A 15,778-nucleotide genomic window follows, 5' to 3' on the forward strand; every position below is an offset into this window, starting at 1 on the left:
TGGGGCGAACGGGCGTGGCGGGAGCCGTGCCCGTTTGATGGATGTACGGCCTGGACGACCGGCGGGATGGTGTCGTTTCGTGGCCGACGGGTGATGCCGATTCGGCGCTGGCTCGTCACGCTTGTGCGCGCCAGGCCGGGGCCCGCCGCCATGGTGGCGACGGGTTCTCCTCGATTCGTCGCGTCAGCGCGGGGCGCTGATCGACGACGACAGCGTTCAGGCCGCTGCCGCCTGCTGAATCGCGTCCTGCTGATCGCCACCCAGGATATCGACGAGACTGGTCAGCATCCGTGCCAGTTCACCCGTCATCAGCGTGAAATCCGAGTCGAAGCGTTCATCATCGTTCTGCGCGGTGGGGTCCGCCGCTTCCTTGATCACGTCAAGCGGCGTGACGCGCTTGATCGTCAGCGATGGCGTCAGCACGAACGAGATCCGGTCATTCCACGTCATCGCGAGGCGCATGCATTGCTTGCCGGCTTCGATGTGCCGGCGCATGTCGTTCGCTTCCAGCGCGTGGCCGACGTATCGCACCGTGGCGCCGCCTTCGCCGCTCGAGCGCAACTCGGCGTCCTGATCGACGGTGAAGCCGCCCGGCGCCTCGCCGGACAGCAGCCAGTCCGTCATCGCGGCGACCGGCGAACGCGCGACATGAACGCCCGCGAGCGGCAACGGGTCGATCGATTTGACGAGCAGGCTGCGGACGTCGTCGGCAAGCGCCTGGGCCGCCGCATCGATGACGAGCCAGCCATTCGCCGTGTCGATCCATACGCGGGTATCGCGGCGAATGCTGAACGCGCGCGGCAGCAGTTCGTCGGTCACCTGCTCCTTGAGTTCGCGCAGTTGTTTCCGGCCGACCTTGAAGCCCTGCTGCTCCTCGACTTCGAGCGCGCGTGCCTTGGTGACCTGATTGACGACCGACGCCGGGAGCAGTTTCTTTTCGGCACGAAACAGCAGCAGCATCTGCCGGTTGTTCGAATACACGAGCGCGCCGTCGTCACGCGGCGACGCCCATCCGGCGCGCTGCATCTCGACGCTGCTGCCCGGCTGGAACGCGTGAGGCGCCAGCCATTTTTCCATCTGGTCGGGGGTGACGGCCCAGGGTGCGGGAAGACGGTGAAGCTGGAGATTCTTGAACCACATAGGCGTACGGGCAAAGCGCGTCATTCTATATGACGGGGGCGGTCAGTGGCCGGAAGGGCCCCCGGTTAGCCGCTGAGGCCCCGGGTTCGTACCTGGAAACGGTCATTGGACGGGGGCCAGCTAGCTCAAAGACCGGTGCGCCCGTCGGCACGATCAACCGATTCAGAGGCTATGCGCGTTGCTCCATGCCTTTCAACTTCCGCCAGAATTCGCTGGCCTACCGTGCCGCCAAAGCGCAGAACAGTAGAAGAACCTTGAATACGTAACCGGCGTTGCGCAGGGGAATGAGTCGCCGGTGTCGTCCGACTGACGGTCAGCGTGTCCGCACTGGCGGCGTACGATGGTCGTGAGCGCGTCAGTCGGGTGCCTCACTCGATGACACGTGGCGGCGTCGACAACTCCGCCAGCTGAAACAGACAATCCCCGCGCCGTACCTGCGCGGGCACCCGCTTGCACACCACCTCGCCATCGCCGTTGAACCGGTGCAGCACCGGTTCGCGCAACGGCGTATCGGGGAAATGCACCCACGCGGCCGGCTGCCCGGCCTTCACCTGATCGCCGAGTTCGACGAGCGGTTCATACAGCCCGCGCTCGTACGCATAGACGAAATGGCGATCGCCGTCGACGCGCATGAAACGCGGGACGGTCGGCGGCGCGTCGGGCACGAGCGCGCCGTGCAGCAGCCCGATGTAGCCGAGGTAATGCAGCAGCCCTTGGCGGCCGAGCCGGATCAGCGACGGATCGGCCATGCCGGCGCCGCCGAGCTCGGTGACGATCGAGATCGCGCCTTGCCGGCGCGCGGCCGACGCCGAATGCACGGGATTCGGTGCGTGCAGCAGCGCGTTGTGCAAGCCGAACGCGACCAGCAGCCCGTTGAGCTTCGCGGCTTCTTCGGCGTCGAGCGGATCGATCGCGAGCATGTTGCCGCCCTGGTACAGCAGCGAGCTGCCGCCCGAATGCAGGTCGACCAGGTACTGCGCGCGCGACAGCAGCACATGCTCGATGTAGTGGGCGATCATCTGCGTCGGCGTGCCGGTCGGGTCGCCGGGAAAGCTGCGGTTCAGGTTGCCTTCGTCGAGCGGCGACACGCGCAGGCCCGCATCCGCCGCCGGGAAATTCGCCATCGGCAACAGGATCAATTGCCCGCTGACCATGTCGGGTTCGATTTCGCGCATCAGTTGCGACACGATGATCTGGCCTTCGTACTCGTCGCCGTGGTTGCCGGCCATCACGAGCGCGACCGGGCCGTCGCCGTTGCGGATCGACACGATCGGGATCGGCAGCCAGCCGTAGGCCGAGCGGTGCACGGAGTGCGGCAGGCGCAGGTAGCCCGCGTGCTTGCCTTGCGCGTCGAGATCGATTTCGCAGTGGATGGGATTGCGGGGAGAGGAAGAGGCGGTCATGGCGGTATCGTTCGATGAACGGAATCTGCCATCTTATAGGGGAAACCGGCACCGCGCGGCAGGCGGGATCAACGGGGCTGCGCGTGACTGCGGACGGGCGCACTGCCGTGCGTTGCAGGGCCGATACGCGAGCCCGCGCGATGTTGCAGCGATGAAGCCATGCCGGCGTGCCGGCCGGCTGCATTCACGCGCCGGCTTTCGCGCCAGCCCGTGTCGGGACAGGGCCGGCGCGCATGACGCGCTTATCGGCCGGATGTTTCAGCTTCGAGACGTCCTTCTTCCCACAGCGCCCAGAACCGGCTGCCGGCGCGATACGGATTCGCACGCCGCGCGGCGTGATCGGCGACGCCCTGGCGAAACGCGCCGTACAGCGTGAGCGGCGGATTGTCGATGCATGCGGCTTCGTACGCGGCCGGCATCCGGCGGTCGGACACGAGCCGGCGGATCAGCGAGGCGCCGTCGATCACGGCCTGTTCGTCGATGATTTCGGTTCGTGCGAGGACGTCGACGGTATTCATGTTGGGCTCCCTGAAACGTTCTTTCCCCATCAAGGAGCAATAAGAGTGCCAACCGCGAAATGCCGCACTCGGCCTCGATCGTGCGGGCTTCTGCAGTCATCTTTCGGCATGCCGGACGGCGATGTTACGGAACACGTCACGTGACACGCGAACGCACGGCACCACGTGCGAACCGGCAAAGTGTTTCGGAATTGAATCGCGGGAGGGTGCGGCGGGTACGGCAAGGACGAACGCGCGGCGGAGTGCCGCGTCGCCGGTTCAACTGGCGGCGGCCGGCGCCATGCGGCGGCTGCCGCTCGAGTAGAAGCAGTAGATGCCCTTGCCGGCCGACTTCGCGTCGTACAGCGCGCTGTCGGCCTGCCGGATCAGCTCGTCGGGCGAGCCGTGCCCGTCGTCGAGCGCGATGCCGATGCTGATACCGATGCAGACGGTCTCGCCGATCGACAGCGCGTACGGCGCCGAAATCTGCCGGATGATCCGCGCGGCGAGGATCGAGCACGCTTGCATCGTCGTGTCGTCGATCGCGACGATGAATTCGTCGCCGCCGATGCGCGCGGCGAGCTCGCCCGGCGGCAGCGTCTTGCCGAGCCGCTCGGCGACTTGCGTGAGCACTTCGTCGCCGGCCTGGTGGCCGAAGCGGTCGTTGATCGACTTGAAACCGTCGAGGTCGAGATACATGACGGCGAATGCCGGGCTCGGCAGCCGCGGCCGGCGCGCGAGCATTCGCTTGAGCTCGGCGTGCAGTTCGTGGCGATTCGGCAGCCCCGTCAGCGCGTCGTGTCGCGCGAGGTGCCGGATGTGCTGTTCAGTCTGACGGCGTGTGGTGACGTCCTCGACGATGATCACCGCGTTGCCGTCCGGCACGCGGTGGCGCGTCAGTTCGAGCTGGCGGCCGTCGGCGAGCGCGATGTCGAGCGGCCCGGGTTCGTGGCGGCTCAGCCAGCTGTCGCACTGCGCGGCGAGGCCGGCGCCGCCGGGATCGATCACGGCATCGGTGCCGAGCGCGGCGACCACGGCGGGCAACGGCGTATCGAGCATGATCTCGCGCGGCGAGCCGAACAGTTGCGCGGTCCGACGGTTCGCGACGATCACGCGGCTGTCGCCGTCGATCATGCACAGGCCGTGCGGCATGTAGGTGAGGGCGGCGTCGAAGCGGGCGACGAGTTCGGCGTTGCGCTGGCGCGCGGCGATCAGCGCGACGAGCACGCGGTAGTGGCGCTGGACGACCGTGCGCATTGCCGCGAGATAGATCGCGAGCGGCGGCACCAGCAGCCAGGCACCCGGCCGAGGGGCCAGCAGCGCACCGACGCCGATCGGCAGCACGCCGAGCACGACCTGCGTCATCGCGAGCCGCGGCAGCGCCGAATTGCGCGACGCGATCCCGCCGAACACGCCGCCTGCGACCATCACGGACAGCGTGCCGAGTTCGACGTCGGTGGCCTGCACGCAGCCCATCACGCCGAGGCCGAGCACGAAGCAGGCAACGAGCGACACCGGCGCATAGCGCTTCGCCCAGTATTCGGCGCGATCGTCGCCGGCGTTGCGCCGTACCGTGTAGGCCCGTGCGATCGACAGGCGCGCAATGAGCAGGCCGACGTCGACGACGAGCCACGCGAGGCACCACAGCTGCTGCAGCCGGATCAGCGCGACGGCCGCGACGAAGCCGCTCGCGAGCCCGGACAGCGCCATCGGGCGCACGTCCTCGAACAGCGTCACGAGCATCGACGGACGCAGCGCGGCCGTCACGCGGTGGTTGCCGGAGGGGGGAGTGGCGAGAACGGAGTTCAGGAGAGCCGCCCTGACTGCCATGATTATTGACCTCGACACGATGTCTCGATGGCTGGCGGCGCCCGCACGGCACGTGGCGGAAGCCCGGCCGAGCCGGATGCGCACGACATTACCTTGACGTCCTCCTCTCCCCAAAGGGAGAGAATTCCCACACCTGGCGATGCACGTCCGCATCGGAGAATGTTCAGCGCAGCGTTGATATCACGATCATGCTCGACACCACAGTCACTGCAGGCCCATTCTCTTACTCGCAGTCCTGCGATACCTTTCGGCCGCGTCGTGCTGTCTCTCGACCCGCACGACGAACAGGACTGGGTCGAACCGCTTTCGTCGACTTCCTCGAACGTGGCTCCGTGCGCGATCGCTTTGTAGCGGAGCTTGTTTCGGAAGGACGACCAGGACGCGTCGTAGACGCTTTTCGCCATCCTGGTTCTGGCAAGTTTGACGGCAGATACGTTGCCAACCGCGATGTAATCGAAACGCCGCACCAGATCGAGCGCGAGCTTCTGCGTGTCGTTGCAGAAGTTCCAGACGTAGTTCACCGCACGGCTCTGCTTGTTGAGCAGTCCGTTGAGCGATTTCACCCGGTAGCGGTAGACAAGAATCATGCACGTAATCCTAACCCGGGGAAGAAGCTGCCTGTCAACAGCACGCCTTTCCTCCCCGTTCTGAAGGACGGCGTTTCTCGGAGCAACTGATGAAAAACGGCGGCGGCGCGGGCCGCCCGGCGGCACCGCGCATTGCGTCGTGCGCGGTCGTCAGTCCCGGCTGCGAGCGGCTTGCGGATTCGGCGGCGCAAAGGCCGGTTCGTTGCGAACGGAACGATGTACGACGGCATCCGGCCGCACGCAAACGGCCAACGGATCGCCCCGCGACCACCCGCCGCAGCCCGGCTGAAACCCGTCATAAGAAATCCAATAAGTATTTCATGCGGGAAATACTATAGGCGATATATCAAAAACAATGCCAGAATGCGCGCCGCTCCGAACGCCGCGACACCCGATCGCCGTACGAGCCGCATCAGGAGGTTCTCCCCCAATGAAAAACCACGGCCTGTCACGGCGGGGTTTTCTGAAAGCCAGCGTGCTGGCGGGCGTCGCGGTGTATGTCGCGCCCATCGGCAGCCGCGCGTTCGCGGCGCTCTTCGAAGAAAAACTCCTCACCCCGGTCAAATGGGATAGCGTCACCGGCATCCCCCAATTCCGCATCGACGGCATCGCGAAGGTCACCGGCTCTAAAGTGTTCGCCCGCGACGTGCGCGCCGCCGACATGCCGCACTGGCCGCAGCAGCAGTCGCACGCGCTGATCCTGCGCGTCACGCAGGCCGACCGCACGTACGAAGGCTTCGACCTGTCGCTGCTCGGCGACGAGCTGAAGCCGGACCGCGTGGTCACGGCCGACGATCTCGCGCGCGACGGCGTCGCATTCCCGGCGTTCTACGGCGACGACATGCTGCTGCCGGCCGGCAAGACGCCCGCGTATCTCGGTCATGCGGTCGCGATCCTCATCTATCACGACTTCGCGCGTTTCCGCTTCGCGAAGAACGCGCTCAAGTTCCGCGACGACGTGATCCGCTACGGCGCGGTCACGGGCCCGCTCGAGCGCGATCCGTGGGGCACCTTCCGCTACGTGCGCGTGGGCGGCAAGACGGCCTATGACGACGACGTCTATTCGAGCCTGAAGGACGCGCCGATCTTCCCGAGCATGATGCGCAAGCACCTGCCGGTCTGGCCGGACGGCAAGGAGCACGGCAAGCTCGACGAGCAGGGCATGTTCCTCGCCGGGCAGATCGCGAGCGAGCTCGACCATCCGTCAGCCGACTGGCTCGTGTTCGACCGCGAATACAACACGCAGTCGGTCGATACGGCCGCGCTCGAACCCGACAACGCGAACTGCTGGTACGACGCCGCGACGCAGTCGCTGCACCTCGTCGTGCCGACGCAGTCGCCGCTCGAAGTGTCGGAGAATGCGGCCGCGATGGTCGCGAAATGCCGCTTCCCGGTGAAGAAGCTGTTCGTGCATACGTGCTACACGGTCGGCTACGGCTCGAAGGATCACTTCAACGTGCCGTTCTACGGCCTCGTCTGCGCACTGTACGCGGACGGCCGCCCGGTGCGTTTCGCGAACGACCGCTACGAGCAGTTCCAGACGTCGCTGAAGCGTCACGCGTTCAAGATGCATTACCGGATCGCGGTCGACCGCAATACGGGCCTGCTGCAGTCGTTCAAGGGCGAGTTCGAGGCGAACGGCGGCGGCCGCTCGAACTTCTCGCCGTCGGTCGCGATGGTCGGCGCCACCGCCGCGCAATCGATCTACTACTTCCCGAAGAGCGACCTCGCGGCCGTCGCGATCGCATCGCGTGTGATCGACGCCGGTTCCGCGCGCGGCTACGGCACGCTGCAGAGCATGGCCGCGACCGAGATGGCGGTCGACGAGATCGCCGCGCAACTGAACATCGACCCGATCGAGTTCCGTCTGCGCAACGCGCTGCGTTCGGGAATGAAGAACACGCAGGGGGCGATTCCCGCCGGCGCGCTGCGCGTCGACGAAGTGCTGGAGCGCGCGAAGCAGCATCCGCTGTGGACGCGTCGTGCCGCGCGCAAGGCGGAGTTCGAGGCCGCGCATCCGGGCAAGCGCTACGGCGTCGGCTTCGCGTGCGTGCAGAAGGATTTCGGCACGGGCGCGGAAGCGTCGTTCGCGAAGGTCGAGTTCGACGCGCACGGCAAGGTGTCGCTGCAGCACACGGCGGCCGAGATCGGCACCGGGATGTCGACGTCGCAGGCTGTCGCGGTCGCGAAATGGCTCGGCCGTCCGGCGACCGACGTGCGCGTGGCCGTGACCGAATGGCCGGACCTGCCGGTCGAGACGAGCGGCGACCCGTACCTGATGTCGCAGGCCGACCAGGATCGCCTGAGCGCGAACCCGCGCTGGTCGCCGGGCTATGCGTCGCCGTCGAGCGCGACGAACTCCGCGTACTACTTCACGCACAGCACGCGCGAAGCCGCGCGCGCCGTGTTCCGCTACGGGCTGTGGCCGGCCGCGATGTCGATCTGGACGCGGGGCTTGGGCGGCGGCCAGGCCGCGCCGTACACGATCCGCATCGAGGATGCACGCTGGGTCGACGGCAAGCTGACCGCCGACGGCCTCGAGCCGCTGACGTTCGAACAGCTCGCGAAGCAGGCGCATGCGCTCGGCCTGCCGACCGGCGCCGTCGTGCACGTGTTCAACCGCTGGCAATGGACCGACGCCGAATTCGAGGTAGGCGGCGCGGTCGAACGTCTGCCGATCGACGGGCTGTCGCTGCGTGTCGGCGCGCCGAAGGCGGGCGCCGACGACGGCCCGGTGCCGGGCACCGCCGCGCCGGCCGGCGCGACCGCGCTGCGCGGGACGCTGCCGCCGACCGCGAACGGCTACCGCGTGCTGGACCGCAAGCGCGTGTTCATCCCGCCGACGAGCCGCAACAACGCGGCCGTCACGTACTACACGGCGGTCGGCACGCTCGTCGAGCTGGCCGTGCACGAAGCGACCGGCAAGGTCGAACTGCTCACGCACCACTCGATCATGGAATGCGGCAACCAGATTTCGCCGCAGCTCGTGTCGGGCCAGTTGCAGGGCGGTCTCGCGATGGGCATCGGCCATGCGCTGCACGAGTACCTGCCGCTCTACGAGGACGGCCCCGGCAACGGTACGTGGAACTTCAACCGTTACCGGTTGCCGCGCGCGTCCGACGTCGCCGTCTGGACCCAAACGGGCGACGTGCTGCCGCCGCTGTCCGAGACCGATCCGCCGAAGGGTGTCGCCGAAGTGGTGATGATCCCCGTCGTCGGCGCGATCGTGAACGGCATCGCGCACGCGATCGGCCATCGTTTCACCGACCTGCCGGTGACCCCGCAAAAGATTCAGGAGGTGCTCGCATGACGACCGCCCAAACCGCGGCTTCGGCCGCGAGCGCCAGCGCGGCTGCGACCGCCGCTTCCGCACCGACCGCGGCTTCGGCCGCTCCGGCGTCCGCTCCGGCTGCGCCGGCATCGGCATCGGCTGCCGTCGAGCGTCCGCTCGTCCGGTTCCAGCAGAAGCCGCTGTCGGTCAAGATCAACGGCAAGGCCGTCGGCCCGATGCAGGTGCCGGAAGGGCTGATGATGATCGAGTTCCTGCACGAGTACGTGGGCCTCACCGGCTCGCGGCTCGGCTGCGGGCAGGGCATCTGCCACGCGTGCGTCGTGATCGTCGACCAGCCGGACGGCACGAGCGAGGAAATGCGCACCTGCATTACCGGCGCGCACTTCTTCCACGGCCGTTCGATCCGCACGATCGAAGGCCACGCGACGCGCAACGAAGCCGGCGAAGTGGTCGAGCTGTCGCCGATCCAGCAGAAATTCCTCGAGCATTTCAGCTTTCAGTGCGGCTATTGCACGCCGGGCTTCGTCAACGCGGCGACCGTGCTGATCGAACGCCTGAAGCGCGAGCCGGTCGCGAAGGCCGACGTGGAACGCACGATCACCGATGCGCTCGACGCGCACCTCTGCCGCTGCACGGGCTATGTCCGCTACTACGAAGCCGTCAAGGACGTGGTGCTGACGACGCCGGGACTCGTGAAGGACGCCGCATGAAACGCACACTCGCTCATCGTGTCGCGCGGGCCGCGGGCCTGCCCGCGCTCGCGGCGGCCTGCGCGCTGCTGCTCGCCGCCTGCGGCGGCCACGACGCGCCGGCGTCGAATGCGGCGTCCGGCGCGCCCGGCGCCGACCCGATCGCGCGCGGCCGCTATCTCGTCAAGGCCGCCGACTGCGCGGCGTGCCACACCGCGAAGGACGGCGCGCCGTTCGCCGGCGGCGCGGCGCTCGAATCGCCGTTCGGCACGTTCTACGGCTCGAACATCACGCCCGACAAGGATCACGGGATCGGCAACTGGAGCGCGGACGACTTCTACGCCGCGCTGCATGACGGCAAGGCGCCGGGCAAGCGCCTGTATCCGTCGATGCCGTACACGTCGTACCGGCAGCTCACGCGCGCCGACGCCGACGCGATGTACGCGTACCTGATGACGGTCAGGCCGGTCGCGCAGGAAAACCGCGCGCACGACCTGAAGTTCCCGTACAACCTGCGCTTCGGCATGATGTTCTGGGACATGCTGTTCCTGAAGGACAGCCTGCCGGATGCGTCGACCGGACAATCCGCGGACTGGCAGCGCGGCCGCTATCTCGCCGGCGCGCTCGGCCACTGCGCGGAATGCCACACGCCGCGCGCATTCACGGGCCAGCTCGACGGCGCGAAGCCGTTCGCGGGCGCTGCGCTCGGCCGCGTGGCCGCGCCCGACATCACGCCGGCGGGCCTGGCCGCGCGCGGCTGGACGGGCACCGATCTGCAGACGTTCTTCGGCGTCGGCATCGCGCCGCAAGGCTCCGCGTTCGGCGAGATGTATCCGGTCGTGCACCTGAGCACGCAGTACCTGACGAAGGACGACCTGCGCGGGCTGTCGACGTACCTGCTCGGCGATACGCCGCCCGCGCCGCAACCGGTGAAGCCGGTGTCGGCCGACGCCGCGCAACTGGCCGCCGGCCGCTCGGTGTATCTCGCGGTGTGTGCGGGCTGTCACGGCTTCAACGGCGAAGGCAAGCCGCACGTGGCGGTGCCGATGAACGGCAACTCGACGCTGCGCCAGGGCGATCCGCGCAACCTGCTGGTCGCGATGCTCGACGGTATCGACGAGCAGAAGTTCGCCGGTTTCGAAAACCTGCAGCCGATGCCGGGTTTCGCGAAGACGTTGAGCGATGACGAACTCGCGCAACTCGCGAACTACCTGCGCGCGACGTGGGGCGGCCAGCCTGCGAGCGTCACGGCGGCCGATGTGAAGGCGATGCGTTGAGTCGTGCCGTGGGGTAGAGCGTCGCGCGCGAGCGGCCGGCTTCCGGTGCTCGCGCGCGATTTCGTCGCCTCACTTTCCTCGCGGCGGCGCGTCAGTAGCCGCCGCCACCCCCTCCACCTCCGCTGCCTCCGGAGCCGCCATACCGGCTCATGCCCGGCCCTTGCGACGTACCGCTGCCCGACGACGTACAGCCCGCCGACAGCACGAGCACCAGCGCCGCGATCAGCGCCGCAACCAACGTTGCCGATTTCATTGCGATCTCCTTGCCGCGCGCAGGCGACAGGAAAGGCGGTTCGCGTGAACCGCGCGTCTGCGCGATGAGAAGACGTTTCGGCGGGGCGTTTATTCCATGCTTTTTGCGTATCGCCGCGGCAGCGCCTGGATCAACGATAGACGAGATCGGCGCGACGGTTCTGCGCCCACGCCTCCTCGTCGTGGCCGAGCGCGACGGGCTTTTCCTTGCCGAGACTGACGGCCTCGAGTTGCGTCGCCGGCACGCCGAGCGTTTCCAGTGCGCTCGCCACGGCCTGCGAGCGGCGCTGGCCGAGCGCGAGGTTGTATTCGGACGTGCCGCGCTCGTCGGTGTTGCCCTGGATCAGCACGCGCCGCGCGGGATGGCTGCGCAGGTAGTCGGCGTGCGCCTGCAGCAGCGACTGGAATTCGGGCTTCACCGAGTACTGGTCGAAATCGAAGTAGATGCTGCGCTTGGCGAGCGGGCTGTTCGGATTGTTCAGATCGTCGGCCGTCACCGTCGCGACGGTTTCGCTCGAAGGTTCCGGCGCCGCGGCGGCATTCTCGGGCGTTTTCGCCGCGTTGTGGCAACCGGCCAGCAGGACGAAAGTTGCCAGGACCGCAATTCGGTTCATTTTGCTCATCGTTCTTCTCCAGCGGTTGACTGCGTTGAAAGCGGGGCGCGTGCCATTCGCACGCAACCGTCCGGCCGCCATGGCGCGAAAGGTCCGGCTCCGTTGCCGTGATGCAGGCTCGTAAGCCGGTGGTGCGCCAAATGAAAGAATGTTGCGACCGGAACGCCGGATCGAGGCGTCGCTGCAAACAGATTAGGAAAAATGTCACAACGTGCCCAGTTTCTCCGCATTTTTTGCGCAAACGCGACAGTCGGGAGGCATTCTTGCTTGCGCCGGCGGTGCGCGGCAAGCGACGCCTGCCACAGCGAAAAAGGCCGCGCACGGGGCGCGGCCTTGTCGTTGCCGGTCATGGCGATCGGGTGATGCGGGAAGCATTCGCCGGATACAGTCGGTCGACCGCGTGACGCCGCGGCGCACGCCGTATCGTCAGAACTTGTGCCGCAGCCCCAGTGCGACGACGACCTGGTTGCTGTTCGCGGAAGGCGTCAAGGTCCAGACGGTCGCGTTGAACGCCGGATTGCCGTTGCCGCCGCTCACGCTCTGGTAAGTGCCTTCGAGATACGCGTCCGTGCGCTTCGACAGCACGTAGCCGGCCTGCGCGACGACCTGGTTCCATTTCGGGCGCGTCTGGCCCGTGCGGGTGTCGAAGCGGCCCATCGTGTACGTGTACGCGGCGGCGACGCTCAGCGCGCGCGTGACGAAGTAGCGTCCGTCGATCGAGAAGTTGTCGAACACCAGCGATTCGCCCTTCAGCGGCGCGATGTTGCCGCCCTGGAGCACGCCCGTCACACCGTCGGTGGCGGAATGCGACCACGCCGCGCCGACCGAGTGCGGGCCGAACGCATAACGGCCGGCCATCGCCCAGATCTGCTGGTTGCCGCCCGTGATCGTCGCCGAGCCGTCGACCGTGCTCAGCGCGCCGTCCGGGTTCGGCGCGTTGCGGTCGCGGCTGATCTTCAGGTAGCCGGCGCCGAGCTTCACCGGCCCGTTCTCGTACGACACCCCCGTGCTCCACACCGCATTGTTGGAGAACTGGCCGGCCGCGTTCGAGAAGCCGACCATCGCGCCGAATCTCAACCCGCGAACCGTCGGGCTCGCGTACTTCACGGCATTGTTGATGCGCAGGTTGCGGTTCGAATCGTCGTTGTCGTACGGGTGGACCGCGAGATTGCCGCCCCAGCCGGGGCCGGACGCGCCGAGCGGCGTCACGTAATCGAGGATCAGGTCGTACTGGCGTCCGAAGGACAGCGTGCCGGCCGTCTGCGAACTCACGCCGACCCACGCCTGGCGGCCGAACAGGTCGACGCCTTTCTGCGACAGCTTGCCGGTGGTGCCCGAGAAGCCGTTTTCGAGCGCGAAGACCGCGGCCATTCCGCCGCCGAGATCCTCGCGGCCGCGCAGCCCCCAGCGCGACGCGTTCAGTGCGCCGCTCGTCATCGCGACGCTGCCGCCGCCGGGCGAGCCGGCACCGCGCGTGCGCTGGTTGGTCGAGTAGGTGATCGACGTGTCGATCAGGCCGTACAGCGTCACGCTGCTCTGGGCATGCGCGACATCCGGCACGAAGCTGCTCAGGCAGGCGGCAATGACGGTCCCCGCGACGCGTGCGCCGGCATGCTGGTTCGTTTGGCAGGAATGCATAGGCGTTTTGTTGTTGTTGGTCCGGCCTCGCGGCCGATGGGTCGAGCGGCCATTATTGGAGATCGTGCGGCGGTCGATTAAGGCGTTGCACAGGAAAGGTCCTCTGCGGAATCGGTCGGAATCGCGGGGGTGTCGATGGCTGGGAGGCGGTCGGGAGGGGGCGGGGCGGGGCGTACGGTTCGGCGCGCCATCGCGCGACGGTGGTGTGCCGAACGTCTAGCGGCGGGCGAGCGGCAGCGCCGCGTTGGCGCCGCCGCTTCGATAGGCGGCGCGCACGGCATTCGCTCTCGCTTCGAGCGCTTCCGGCGAGTGCCACGGTCTCAGCCGGACGACGACGCGCGGCAACGCGGCCAGTTGATGGCGCAACTACACGATCGACCGGCAGCATCGGCAAGCCGACGATTGCGCATCGGGCGCCGATGCGGCTTTGGCCAGCCCGGCGGTCCATTCGACGCCGCGATGGCGCCTGGCCGCGTCGAGGTGCGGCAGATAACGCGCGTTGCCCGACAACGCGATCAGCAGAGCAGCCCAGTGCGCGCCGCGCCAACCGTACTGCATGTCACATGTCAGGTCGGCCAGCAACGGGTCGTCCAGTGCCGACAGGCTTTGCTGGCACAGATAGTGGAAGTCGAGCGGCTGGTAGCGGACATGCGGGTAGTCGCGCAGCACATGCCGGAGCTCGACGCCGGATTCGACGGCGGCGGCGAGAAACCGTTCGGCCGGCGCGGCGCGGTTCAACTGCAGTGTTGGAACACCGACGAAAAGCCGGCTGACGTCGTCGGGGTGGTAGTGCATCGCGAATAGCGGGGTGATCGATCGGGAGGCGCCGTCCGGACTGCTTACTGATTGCCGGACATCAGCGCCGTGTAACGCCGCTGCATTTCGTCGGGTTCGACCGTTTCGATCGTATGCCCGATCAGCCAATCGTAACCGAACGGATCGCGGATCCTGCCCGAGCGCTCTCCGTAGAACTGGTCCTGGAGTGCGCGCGTCACGTGCGCGCCGGCCGCGACGGCGGCGGCGATCGTCGCATCGGCGTCGTCGACGTGAAGATGGAGCGCCATCGGCGCGTTGCCGTCCGGGTCGAGTGCGGCGTGACCGATGCGCCCCGACGGCTCGACGAGCCGGAATTTCTCCTGCGCGCCGAATGCCTTCGCATAGAACGCGATGGCGTCCTCCGCGCTTTTGGCGCGCAGATACGGAAAGACTTCGTGAATCGCCATGGTGCCCTCCGGTGGGTGGTGTGGGTCGATCCTACCGGCATCCGGCGGGGCGGCCGGTGAGGATCATGTCTTGTACCGTGTCGTGAACGGCGAACCCACGTCGATTCTACAAACGAATCGGGTAGTGGGCGCAAGGCCGGTTTCGATCGACGGGCATCGGCGATCGGCGCGTAAACCGGTCTGCGACTGGCCGCGGCGTCAAGCGGCACGCACTGCGATGGGACGAAATCCCGAGACTGGAATCCACCACGATCAGACGCAACTCCACCTGCCGCGATATGGAGCGGGGCAGAATAGGGCGAGCGCGGCGCATGCCGCGGCGTTGTCGGCCGCGCGCCGATTCATGAAAACCTGTCGAGTCTCCATGGCGCTTCCGATGCCTCCTATCTTGCATCCCATCCGGTCGGTGTCCCGAACGACGGCCGGCATTGCCTTCGTCGTCAGTCTGCTGTCCGGCTGCGCTGCGATGTCTTCATCTGCGCCGATCGATCCCCAGCAGCAGTTCGTTGCGGAGCAGCGAAATGCGAACGAGCGGTACTACCAGACCCTCGCGGCGTACAAGCCCATTTTTCAGAATCCCGGCAACTATAGTCGAGCAGAGGTGCTGGAAAAGTACGACGCGGTGCTCTATCAATACTCGCTCGCCGCGGTGAGTTGGGTTCGCACGATCTATCCTGCCGCCCGGCAGACGCTGCCGCCATCCCTGCAACCGTTGCCTGCGTCGTCCGGGCCGCTCAGCCTGGCGGACGTGAACCGACGCTACGAACACGCGCTCGGCATGAACGCCGGCATGTGGGAGATCAGCATGGCCGCGGATTTCGGCAAGCCGTCGAAACTGGCGGTGCCGCGATATGACGGGCCATTGCTTTTCATGCCGTTCGCACCGCCTTTGCCGCCGCTGCAGGATGTTCGCGATCCGAAGTTCGCGCGACTGGTGACCATGACGAAGAAGGTGGACGACGCGCAGAAGGCGGACCTGGCTCGACAGAACGCGGCGACCGCGAGACAGATGGCGGAGAACGCCGCGATGCACGCGGCAAACCATCCCCCGGGACCGAATCCGCTGGACTCGATCGATCCGCGGACCGGGTTACCGTATCCGGCACCGCAACAAGACACGCAGCGCTGGTGCACGATGATGGGCAATGGTGTGGGTGGTCGGGTTCCGTGTTGAAACGGTGCGATCGACGGAAAGCGATCTGATATGACCTGGACGTCGTGGTGATCGTCCAGGTCGCGTTTATCGCTGGCGCGCCCAAGGGTGCAGACGATCAACCTACAGGCTAAAACACGACATCTGTAAATAGCCAGAACACGACATTAGGATATGGCTGCT

The 15,778-nt window shown here is 67.0% G+C and carries 13 protein-coding genes and 1 pseudogene; 4 read left to right on the top strand and 10 right to left on the bottom strand.

What is annotated here, in order from left to right; translation table 11 throughout:
* Positions 1 to 216: 216 nt before the first annotated feature.
* The 5 genes and pseudogenes from AP428_RS20095 to AP428_RS35545 all read right to left on the bottom strand — a co-directional run.
* Positions 217 to 1,140 (bottom strand): recombination-associated protein RdgC, encoded by a 924-nt coding sequence (locus tag AP428_RS20095; RefSeq protein ID WP_011547673.1) that lies wholly within the window; start codon positions 1,138 to 1,140, stop codon positions 217 to 219.
* Positions 1,141 to 1,508: 368 nt separating this feature from the next.
* The gene (locus tag AP428_RS20100) at positions 1,509 to 2,543 is read right to left on the bottom strand and encodes a succinylglutamate desuccinylase/aspartoacylase family protein (protein ID WP_006479001.1); all 1,035 of its coding nucleotides are present in this window, start codon (positions 2,541 to 2,543) and stop codon (positions 1,509 to 1,511) included.
* 242 nt (positions 2,544 to 2,785) lie between these two features.
* Positions 2,786 to 3,061, bottom strand: coding sequence for a hypothetical protein (locus AP428_RS20105; RefSeq protein WP_011547674.1), 276 nt, complete (start codon positions 3,059 to 3,061; stop codon positions 2,786 to 2,788).
* Between the two features lie 258 nt (positions 3,062 to 3,319).
* Complete coding sequence (locus AP428_RS20110; protein WP_011694740.1) at positions 3,320 to 4,870, bottom strand: sensor domain-containing diguanylate cyclase; 1,551 nt, start codon at positions 4,868 to 4,870, stop codon at positions 3,320 to 3,322.
* 2 nt (positions 4,871 to 4,872) lie between these two features.
* Positions 4,873 to 5,355 (bottom strand): annotated as a pseudogene (locus tag AP428_RS35545) (RNA-guided endonuclease InsQ/TnpB family protein); the annotation flags it as partial.
* A 532-nt stretch (positions 5,356 to 5,887) separates the two neighbouring features.
* On the opposite strand from AP428_RS35545, the gene AP428_RS20115 reads away from it, so the two are divergent.
* Genes AP428_RS20115 through AP428_RS20125 form a run of 3 tightly spaced genes read left to right on the top strand, consistent with a single transcriptional unit; the run spans position 5,888 to position 10,715 of the window.
* Positions 5,888 to 8,767, top strand: coding sequence for a xanthine dehydrogenase family protein molybdopterin-binding subunit (locus AP428_RS20115; RefSeq protein ID WP_011694739.1), 2,880 nt, complete (start codon positions 5,888 to 5,890; stop codon positions 8,765 to 8,767).
* The gene (locus AP428_RS20120; RefSeq protein ID WP_011547679.1) at positions 8,764 to 9,459 is read left to right on the top strand and encodes a (2Fe-2S)-binding protein; all 696 of its coding nucleotides are present in this window, start codon (positions 8,764 to 8,766) and stop codon (positions 9,457 to 9,459) included. Before AP428_RS20115 ends, AP428_RS20120 begins: the two co-directional genes overlap by 4 nt.
* Positions 9,456 to 10,715 carry a cytochrome c gene (locus AP428_RS20125; RefSeq protein WP_011547680.1) on the top strand — a complete coding sequence of 420 codons (1,260 nt, stop codon included), beginning with the start codon at positions 9,456 to 9,458 and terminating at the stop codon, positions 10,713 to 10,715. The genes AP428_RS20120 and AP428_RS20125 overlap by 4 nt, the downstream gene beginning before the upstream one ends.
* Positions 10,716 to 10,806: 91 nt before the next feature.
* On the opposite strand, the gene AP428_RS37220 is transcribed toward AP428_RS20125, so the two are convergent.
* From AP428_RS37220 to AP428_RS20145, 5 genes are all read right to left on the bottom strand, one after another.
* A complete protein-coding gene (locus tag AP428_RS37220) occupies positions 10,807 to 10,968 on the bottom strand; it encodes a hypothetical protein (RefSeq protein ID WP_023475988.1) in 162 nt (53 codons plus the stop codon).
* Between the two features lie 130 nt (positions 10,969 to 11,098).
* Entirely contained in the window at positions 11,099 to 11,590 is a 492-nt protein-coding gene (pal, locus tag AP428_RS20130; protein WP_011547681.1) for a peptidoglycan-associated lipoprotein Pal, read from the bottom strand.
* Between the two features lie 417 nt (positions 11,591 to 12,007).
* The gene (locus tag AP428_RS20135) at positions 12,008 to 13,219 is read right to left on the bottom strand and encodes a porin (protein WP_011547682.1); all 1,212 of its coding nucleotides are present in this window, start codon (positions 13,217 to 13,219) and stop codon (positions 12,008 to 12,010) included.
* Between the two features lie 366 nt (positions 13,220 to 13,585).
* Positions 13,586 to 14,014 (bottom strand): hypothetical protein, encoded by a 429-nt coding sequence (locus tag AP428_RS20140; protein ID WP_011547683.1) that lies wholly within the window; start codon positions 14,012 to 14,014, stop codon positions 13,586 to 13,588.
* A 44-nt stretch (positions 14,015 to 14,058) separates the two neighbouring features.
* A complete protein-coding gene (locus tag AP428_RS20145; RefSeq protein ID WP_011694738.1) occupies positions 14,059 to 14,442 on the bottom strand; it encodes a glyoxalase/bleomycin resistance/extradiol dioxygenase family protein in 384 nt (127 codons plus the stop codon).
* Between the two features lie 364 nt (positions 14,443 to 14,806).
* Between AP428_RS20145 and AP428_RS20150 the strand changes: the two genes are divergently transcribed.
* Positions 14,807 to 15,616, top strand: coding sequence for a hypothetical protein (locus AP428_RS20150; RefSeq protein WP_226292046.1), 810 nt, complete (start codon positions 14,807 to 14,809; stop codon positions 15,614 to 15,616).
* The last annotated feature ends 162 nt before the right edge of the window (positions 15,617 to 15,778 follow it).

This window comes from Burkholderia sp. E168m22 (assembly GCF_001319805.1).
Taxonomy (GTDB): domain Bacteria; phylum Pseudomonadota; class Gammaproteobacteria; order Burkholderiales; family Burkholderiaceae; genus Burkholderia; species Burkholderia orbicola.

Coding starts and splice junctions, on each gene's coding strand:
- AP428_RS20095 (WP_011547673.1), bottom strand. CDS start 1,140: ATGTGGTTCAAGAATCTCCAGCTTCACCGTCTTCCCGCACCCTGGGCC.
- AP428_RS20100 (WP_006479001.1), bottom strand. CDS start 2,543: ATGACCGCCTCTTCCTCTCCCCGCAATCCCATCCACTGCGAAATCGAT.
- AP428_RS20105 (WP_011547674.1), bottom strand. CDS start 3,061: ATGAATACCGTCGACGTCCTCGCACGAACCGAAATCATCGACGAACAG.
- AP428_RS20110 (WP_011694740.1), bottom strand. CDS start 4,870: ATGGCAGTCAGGGCGGCTCTCCTGAACTCCGTTCTCGCCACTCCCCCC.
- AP428_RS20115 (WP_011694739.1), top strand. CDS start 5,888: ATGAAAAACCACGGCCTGTCACGGCGGGGTTTTCTGAAAGCCAGCGTG.
- AP428_RS20120 (WP_011547679.1), top strand. CDS start 8,764: ATGACGACCGCCCAAACCGCGGCTTCGGCCGCGAGCGCCAGCGCGGCT.
- AP428_RS20125 (WP_011547680.1), top strand. CDS start 9,456: ATGAAACGCACACTCGCTCATCGTGTCGCGCGGGCCGCGGGCCTGCCC.
- AP428_RS37220 (WP_023475988.1), bottom strand. CDS start 10,968: ATGAAATCGGCAACGTTGGTTGCGGCGCTGATCGCGGCGCTGGTGCTC.
- pal (WP_011547681.1), bottom strand. CDS start 11,590: ATGAGCAAAATGAACCGAATTGCGGTCCTGGCAACTTTCGTCCTGCTG.
- AP428_RS20135 (WP_011547682.1), bottom strand. CDS start 13,219: ATGCATTCCTGCCAAACGAACCAGCATGCCGGCGCACGCGTCGCGGGG.
- AP428_RS20140 (WP_011547683.1), bottom strand. CDS start 14,014: ATGCACTACCACCCCGACGACGTCAGCCGGCTTTTCGTCGGTGTTCCA.
- AP428_RS20145 (WP_011694738.1), bottom strand. CDS start 14,442: ATGGCGATTCACGAAGTCTTTCCGTATCTGCGCGCCAAAAGCGCGGAG.
- AP428_RS20150 (WP_226292046.1), top strand. CDS start 14,807: ATGGCGCTTCCGATGCCTCCTATCTTGCATCCCATCCGGTCGGTGTCC.